At 40.0% G+C, this 7,391-nt stretch carries 7 protein-coding genes and 1 pseudogene; 1 reads left to right on the forward strand and 7 read right to left on the reverse strand.

The genetic code is table 11. The features are described from left to right. Positions 1 to 2: 2 nt before the first annotated feature. The 3 genes from dksA to accD are packed head-to-tail and all read right to left on the reverse strand — an operon-like array spanning position 3 to position 1,724. A complete protein-coding gene (dksA, locus tag OFO12_RS07345) occupies positions 3 to 392 on the reverse strand; it encodes an RNA polymerase-binding protein DksA (RefSeq protein ID WP_270870029.1) in 390 nt (129 codons plus the stop codon). After that, positions 367 to 819 (reverse strand): 23S rRNA (pseudouridine(1915)-N(3))-methyltransferase RlmH, encoded by a 453-nt coding sequence (locus tag OFO12_RS07350; RefSeq protein ID WP_270862535.1) that lies wholly within the window; start codon positions 817 to 819, stop codon positions 367 to 369. The genes dksA and OFO12_RS07350 overlap by 26 nt, the downstream gene beginning before the upstream one ends. Continuing rightward, complete coding sequence (gene accD, locus OFO12_RS07355) at positions 819 to 1,724, reverse strand: acetyl-CoA carboxylase, carboxyltransferase subunit beta (RefSeq protein ID WP_270862534.1); 906 nt, start codon at positions 1,722 to 1,724, stop codon at positions 819 to 821. The genes OFO12_RS07350 and accD overlap by 1 nt, the downstream gene beginning before the upstream one ends. 86 nt (positions 1,725 to 1,810) lie before the next feature. On the opposite strand from accD, the gene recO reads away from it, so the two are divergent. Next, the gene (recO, locus tag OFO12_RS07360; protein WP_270870030.1) at positions 1,811 to 2,425 is read left to right on the forward strand and encodes a recombination protein RecO; all 615 of its coding nucleotides are present in this window, start codon (positions 1,811 to 1,813) and stop codon (positions 2,423 to 2,425) included. 7 nt (positions 2,426 to 2,432) lie between these two features. Here recO and OFO12_RS07365 read toward each other — a convergent pair whose 3' ends face one another. The 4 genes and pseudogenes from OFO12_RS07365 to OFO12_RS08090 all read right to left on the reverse strand — a co-directional run. Next, positions 2,433 to 3,161 (reverse strand): tetratricopeptide repeat protein, encoded by a 729-nt coding sequence (locus tag OFO12_RS07365; protein ID WP_270870031.1) that lies wholly within the window; start codon positions 3,159 to 3,161, stop codon positions 2,433 to 2,435. 47 nt (positions 3,162 to 3,208) lie between these two features. After that, entirely contained in the window at positions 3,209 to 3,988 is a 780-nt protein-coding gene (locus tag OFO12_RS07370) for an OmpA family protein (protein ID WP_270865344.1), read from the reverse strand. Between the two features lie 62 nt (positions 3,989 to 4,050). After that, positions 4,051 to 6,399, reverse strand: coding sequence for a YadA family autotransporter adhesin (locus OFO12_RS07375; RefSeq protein ID WP_270870032.1), 2,349 nt, complete (start codon positions 6,397 to 6,399; stop codon positions 4,051 to 4,053). A 603-nt stretch (positions 6,400 to 7,002) separates the two neighbouring features. Continuing rightward, positions 7,003 to 7,368: pseudogene (locus tag OFO12_RS08090) on the reverse strand (hypothetical protein); the annotation flags it as partial. Positions 7,369 to 7,391: the final 23 nt, after the last annotated feature.

Raw genomic sequence — 7,391 nt, forward strand, 5'->3', positions numbered from 1 at the left:
CATTATCTCCTTTGTGCTTTTTCGGCAAGTTCTTTGCAAGAAATACATAGTCTTGATTCTGGGCGGACTTTTAGCCTTTCTGGGCTGATTGGCTCGCCACACTCCAAACACTCGCCATAAGTGCCGTTTTCAATGCGTTCTAGCGCAGAGACTATTTTATTTAGGCTCTCTCTTTGTTTTAGCCCAATCGAATACTCAATCGTCAAATCCGTATCCATGCTAGCTACATCAATCTCATCTGTCGCGCCGTGCTCTCTAAGCTCCTCGATATCTTTTGTCGCGCTGTTGATATTAGCGCTTAGCTCAGCTTTTCTTTCTTCTAAAAGTTTTTTGTAAATTTTCAACTCACTTTTTTTCATTTTACCCTCACTTATGATATGGATGATTTGCATTTATACAAAGCGCACGAAAAATTTGCTCAAAGAGCATAAGCTTTGCAATTTTATGTGCCAAAGTTAGCTTTGTTAGGCTGATGATTTTATCACATTTGCCCTTAAAATCATCGCTTAGCCCGTAAGCACCGCCTATGAAAAATGAAACCAAATTTTTCCCGTCTAAAATTTTAGCAAATTCCATACTATCAAGCTCTTCGCCCCTCTCATCAAGGGCGATATTATAACCTTTTAATCTAGGCATATAAACCTCGTCATACGCCCTAAGCGCGCTGGCTCTATCGATCGTCTGAGCCTTTGCGATACTAGCGTTAAAGAAAATTTCATCTTTTATGCTAGCAAATTTAGCCGACATTTTGCGATACTCGTTTAGCTCGCTCGCAAATTCGTCGGTGCCTTTTTGTATAGAATTAACGATAATCTGCACTATTCGTCTTCTTCGCCGTGCGTATCAAATAGCCCCTCATCGCTACTATCATCGAGTTGGACTGGGGTATTTGTTAGCATATTTACCATATCGCTTAGATACTGACGCATTTGCGCTCTTGGCACGATAGCGTCGATTAATCCATGTTCTAGCAAAAATTCTGAGCGTTGGAAACCCTCTGGCAAATCTGCTCCGATTGTTTGTTTGATGACCCTTTGACCAGCAAAGCCAATCAATGCACCCGGTTCAGCGATGATGATATCGCCTAGCCACGCAAACGACGCACTAACCCCACCCATCGTAGGATCTGTCAAAACAGAGATAAATGGAATTTTATTTTCGCTTAAAATTTTAAGCGCAGCCGAAGTTTTGCTCATTTGCATTAGCGAATATGTGCTTTCTTGCATTCTAGCTCCACCGCTAGCTGATACGATAATCAAGGCTTGCTTTTTATCAAGCGCGCGTTTGACGGCTCGCACGATTTTTTCGCCCTCTACTGAGCCAAGGCTTCCACCCATAAAATTAAAATCAAAAACGACCAATTGCACAGGTTGTTTTGAAATTTTAGCCTCGCCAGCGACGACAGCACTCGATCTGCCTGTCTTTTCCTGCCCCTCGCTTATGCGTTTTTTGTATGATTTTTTATCAACAAATTTAAGCGGATCAACGGGTTCGAGGGTTTTATCACACTCTACAAACGAACCCTCATCACAAATTAGCGCGATTCGCTCATCTGCGCTAAAACGCATGTGATAGTTACATTTAGGACAGACATGGTGGTTTTGTTCCACCTCCTTAAAATACATCAAAGAAGCACAACCAGGACACTTAACCCAATGCGCAGGTGCCTCAGAAGCTTCTGGTTGGGCTCTACGAATCTTTGAAAACAAATCTCCAAAATTCATAATATTCCTTTAATTTTGCAAAATTAAACTTCTAATTCTAACCTATTTTTCTTTATTTAAATTTAAAATTTCGCTAGAATATAACCATGCAAGGATTTATATTAAAAGTCACAAAAATCAAAGACGAAGATTGTATAGTAGATGTGCTATGCGCTGACGCCTTAGTGCGCGCGTATCGCTTTTATGGTGCCAGACACCCAAATATCACACAAGGATACAAAATCGATTTTGAGCTAGTCTCAAACCAAAATTTCCTCCCGCGCCTAAGCAATGTCATGCACCTAGGATACGGCTGGCTGATAAATAGAGAAAAACTCATTTTTTGGCAGCAATTCATCAGGCTACTGGGCGCGCATTTAAAGGATGCAAACGAGCTTGATAAATTTTACTATGAGCTTTTAAACTCCGCTGCTTCGCGCTTTGGCCGCCAAAATCCACGCCGAATAATTATCGAAAGTTACGCTAAAATTTTAGAATTCGAGGGCAGACTTCACAGCGAGCCTTTTTGTTTTTTATGCGATGAAGAGATTAGCGGCGCAGTATCACTCACACGCGGATTTTTGCCCGCTCACGAGCATTGTTTGCACCAAAAAGGCTTTAAATGGGGCGAAATTTTGGAATTTTTGCAAAGTCAAAATTCGCTAAATTTAGAAGACGACGCAGTTGAAAGGCTGTATGCTATCACGCTTCAAGGCTTCTAAATTTTGCTTATTTGCTTAGCTTTTTATACTCCGAGCATGAAATTTTATCACCCATAGCGCAGGCTCTGGCGTAGTAGTTTTTCGCCCCCTCGATATCGCTTTGACCTTGGAAAATAATGGCTAAATTTCGGCACGAAGTCGCGACATCTAGCTTGCAAAGCCTATCTGTGTAAAAAATCGCTGATTGGATATTTTCAGGCGTGCCTTGGGCTTTAAAATACAAATTTACCAAGGTTTCGCAAGAATCTTTATTGCCGTTTTTGCAGTCATTATCCAGCCTTGCCACGGCTTTTGTGTTTTCCAGCGTCACAAGGGCATTTTCGCAGTATTCGTCCTCGCCGTTTTTGCATAAAAACGCGCGAATTTCACTTAATCTTTTTTTGTTTTTATTCGAAGCAGAGTGCAATCTCTCAGCCCCTTTGCACGAAAGGACATTTTTTTGCTTACAGCCGTTTTCGTATAAATTCAAGGCTGCGTTTTTATCCGTCTTGATTCCAAGGCCATTTTCTAGCATTTGCGCGTAAGCTACGCAGGCATTATCGTGCTTTTTATCGCACGCTTTTTTAAAGAACAAAACCGCGCCCTCATCGTCTTTGGCAGTGCTTTGCCCCATATAAAGCAAAAGTCCCACCTCATAGCACGCCTGCGCGTCGCCCTTTTCGCACGCGATAAATTTCGTATCTTCGATAGCAAATAAATTTGAGAAAAACAAAAAGATTAAAATTAGTTTTTTCAAACTAACCCCTTTGAAGTGAAATTTGGGCTAAGCTTAGCCCAAATTTGTTAATAAATAGTTTTGATTACGACGCGTCTATTTGGTTTGAGGCACTCTTTTAGCGCGGCACCTTTTTCGCCCGGGCAGAATTTAACCTGATCTGCCTCGCCCATGCCGATAGCTTGAATTTTGCTAGCTGGGATTCCATTTGCGATAAGTTCGTTTTTGACCATATTTGCGCGTTGTTGAGATAGAGTTTTGTTATAAGCGTCGCTTCCTAGCGGATCAGTGTAACCATAGACCTTGACGCTTCTTACCATATTTACATCGATATCTTTGGCGACAGCTGCGATTTTTTCGTGGCCTTCGGCTTTGAGATTGTCTTTGTCGAAGTCAAACAAAAAGTCAGATTCTAGCTCGACATTTTGGTTCGGTAGCTGCACAGGGGCTACATTGGCGCAACCTTTTGGATTATAAAATGTGCTTCCTACGCGATAATCTTTGTCGTAGATGATTTTGAATTGGCAAATTTTATCAGGATCGCCAGCTTTTTTCTTCAAATTAAATACATAATCCCACTCTCTAACCGCATACAAGCCCTCTTGGTGGTGCGGGTGACCGATTAGAAAATATACTTGGTCTTTGCTCATACCCTTTTCTACTTTGCCTAAATTTTCGGCATTTGGGTGAGTTGGAGCGTCAATCCATGTTTTGTTCATATCTAAAAAAGTTACATCGTCCCATTGCATGACGCCGTCTTCTGGGATATTGTCGCTTACATGAGTGGTGCAACCACTAAAAAATAAAATTCCAGCTAAGCTTAGAGCTGATAGTAATGATTTTTTCATTTTTTACCCTTTAAATTTAAAAAAAGCGAAACCGAAATTCATCGGTTTCGCACTAGGCCACCTTAGAAGTGGAAGCCCAAAGACGCGCCTGCGCCAATGTTGTCTTGTGTATCGACTGAGATAGATGATTTAAATACCCATTTACCATTGTCTGACATTTTTGATAGACCGATAGATAGAGCACCCTCATCTTGATAATAACCAGTACCTACACTTAGCATACCCTTACCAGGGATTGTTGATTGTGGTAGGTTGCCGATAGCGATAGCAGAAGCGATACCAGCCCTAGCCTCATCTCTAACATTGTCAATTTTTTTGTCCAAATTATCAATTCTTTGATTGATATTTGTTATGTTGCTACCCAAATGCTCGGCGATACCCTCAATAGCAGAGTATAGTTGTGAGCCGTTGATCGCATCGGTGCTATCTTTGCTGATTAGACCAGGTGCGACATTTTGGATACGGCGAGTTTCATTAGCATTACCAACGCTTACTACGCCTTTAACCTGATTGCCACCAGCGAATTGTTTCATACCGATAGTGACATTTTCGCCAGCTGCGTTTTTCGCAGTTACACTATCACTAGTATAAGCATTATTTGTGCCTTTACTTCTAGTGCCCTCAGCAACATAAGCTGTTCTGCTACCTAAGAATAATGAGTCTGCAACTGTGCTAGTTACATTATGACCCATTACAAATGTATCTTTTGTAGATACATTGTTATTATTACCGATTACATAGCTTCCATCGGCTCCTACTGCTACGGTATTTGGATCACCAAATGCACCTGAGTTGTTAGCATAAACTTTGTTGCCAGTTCCAACTGAAATTGATTGTTTTCCGCTAGCTTGTGCGCCATTACCGATAGCGATAGATTGCTCGCCACTTGCATTTGCATTATCGCCAACAGCTAATGATGATTTACCGCTAGCGTCTGCTTGATAACCAATAGCTGTCGCATGTCCGCCACTGGCTGATGAATCGACAGTATTCTTTCTTTGTTCTTCTGGTTTGAAATTTTCATCTTGATTTGTATGGAAGAATTTAATACCTTGCTCGTTCATCTTAGAAATCGCAGTTACAACATTGTTTGTAACATACTCACCTTGATCTTTAACATTGTAAGTTTTTAGCGTTACAGTTTTGCCATTTTCATCTGTTGTTTGAACTACATCATTAAATGTATTTCCATTTTCGTCAATATAGTTCTCAACAGTATAGTTACCAACTAGCTCTTTTAATTGAGATACATTAACTGCGTCAGTTGGAGCCTTACCAGCTGCTACATTTTTGACTTGAACAGGATTAGTGATTTCATTGCCGTTACCATCATAAGTCACCATACTTACAGTGCCGTCAGAATTTTGTTTTGTAGCAACTTTCAAGTCGTAGTTTTTGCTACCGTCTGTATTTTGTGTCTCTTTTATTTTAACAGAGCCATTTTCTGAACTAACTGTATTTGGAGCTTTAATTTTGCTTTCAACTTCTTTAAGTTGAGATACATTTACAGCGTCTGTAAGATCTGTGCCAGCTGCGACATTATGAATTTGATTTCCACCCATACTAATATCGCCACTTGTAACCTTAATAACCTTATCAGGGTCGGTATTGTTAATAACTAAGCCATTATTATTAACTTTTGTATTACCAGTAGTTACACTTCCATCATTGCCAAGATCAATATCTTTGGCAAGTTTGATAATCAAATCGCCATTTTCATTGACAACACCTATATTGCCATTTGTTAAGCTATCTTTGCCAGCTGTATGGTTACCCTTGATATTTTGTTTTTCATTTAGTTTCTTAGCTATCTCGCCCTCATAATCGCCTTCAAATTTCAAGCCATCATCTAGCGTAGCTACTGAGTGAGAGTCACCATTACTATCTTTGTATTGAATTCTATCCAATTTATCGTTAGGTTGTCCATCTACACCAGGTTTATCTTTGGCGACAGTGATAGTAGCACTTGCTCCGTTTTCACCATTTAGACCAATAGTTCCTACGCCATTTTCTGCTTTAATAGTTACACCATCATTTCCATCTTTGTCGATAACTTTGATTTGACCATCTTCGCCAGGTTTGCCATTTTCACCTTTTTCACCTATTGTTAGGTTATTAGCAAGTTTTAGGTCATAGGTGTTGTTATCTTCACCGCCGTGAGTAAGTTTTAGGTTACCATCTGTGTATTGACCAGGGGTCTTAGGTGCTTCTGTGCCACCATTGACAGTAAGATAAGTTCTATTACCCTCAGCTGCTTCTTTTAGTTGAGATACATTGACTGCGTCTGTATCAGCTTCACCAGCTTTGACATTGTGAATTTGATTTCCACCCATGCTAACATTGTTATCTGTAAGCTTGATGATTTTATCAGGGTCGGTATTGCTTATAGTTAAACCGCTGTTATCTACCAAAGTATTTCCAATAGATAAATTTCCATCTTTTGTCAAATCTACATGTTTTGCAAGTTCGATAACCAATTTACTTCCGTCATTGATAACACCGATATTGCCTACTGTTAGATTAGCCTCGCCTGCTGTATGAGTTCCTTCTATATTTAGTTGCTCATTTAGCTTTTTAGCGATAGGGTCATTAGTGCCGTCTCGGTAATTACCCTCAAATTTCAAGCCATCATTAAGCGTAGCGATAGTCTCTTTCTTGCCATCTTCTGTTGTATAGACAATTCTTGTTTTTTCGTTTGTCTCTTTAACACCAGGTTCGCCTTTTTCAAGAGTAATATCAGCTTTAACTGCGTCATTACCATCTTTGCCATTTAAGCCGATAGTTCCATTGCCATCTTTTGCAGCAACAGTTACACCTGGATTGCCATCTTTGTCGATAACTTCGATTTTACCATCTTCGCCAGGTTTGCCGTTTTCACCTTTTTCACCTATTGTTAGGTTATTAGCAAGTTTTAGGTCATAGGTGTTGTTATCTTCACCGCCATGAGTAAGTTTTAGGTTACCACCTGTGTAAGCACCTTTTGTTCCAGCCTCTGTGCCACCATCGACAGTAAGATAAGTTCTATTACCCTCGGCTGCTTCTTTTAGTTGAGATACATTGACTGCGTCTGTATCAGCTTCACCAGGAGCTAAATTTGTAATCTTAACTGGTCCTCCGTTTTCATCACCAACTTTAATGTTTTTATTATCGTTGCTGATTTTTGCACCATCTTTACCGAAGTAAATACTTCCAGCTTCTGTTAAATTTACATCCTTGGCAAGTTCAACAACTAGTTTTTCACCATTATTGATAACACCAATGTTGCCAGTAGTTAGTTTATCTTTACCAGCTGTATGAGTTCCTTCTATATTTAGTTGCTCATTTAGCTTTTTAGCGATAGGGTCATTAGTGCCGTCTCGGTAATTACCCTCAAATTTCAAGCCATCATTAAGCGTAGCGATAG

The sequence above is a fragment of the Campylobacter sp. JMF_04 NA10 genome (assembly GCF_027737655.1).
GTDB lineage: Bacteria > Campylobacterota > Campylobacteria > Campylobacterales > Campylobacteraceae > Campylobacter_B.

What these genes read in the sequence shown, in the direction of transcription:
- dksA (WP_270870029.1), bottom strand. Translation starts at nt 392, where the DNA reads ATGCAAATCATCCATATCATAAGTGAGGGTAAAATGAAAAAAAGTGAG.
- accD (WP_270862534.1), bottom strand. Translation starts at nt 1,724, where the DNA reads ATGAATTTTGGAGATTTGTTTTCAAAGATTCGTAGAGCCCAACCAGAA.
- recO (WP_270870030.1), top strand. Translation starts at nt 1,811, where the DNA reads ATGCAAGGATTTATATTAAAAGTCACAAAAATCAAAGACGAAGATTGT.
- OFO12_RS07370 (WP_270865344.1), bottom strand. Translation starts at nt 3,988, where the DNA reads ATGAAAAAATCATTACTATCAGCTCTAAGCTTAGCTGGAATTTTATTT.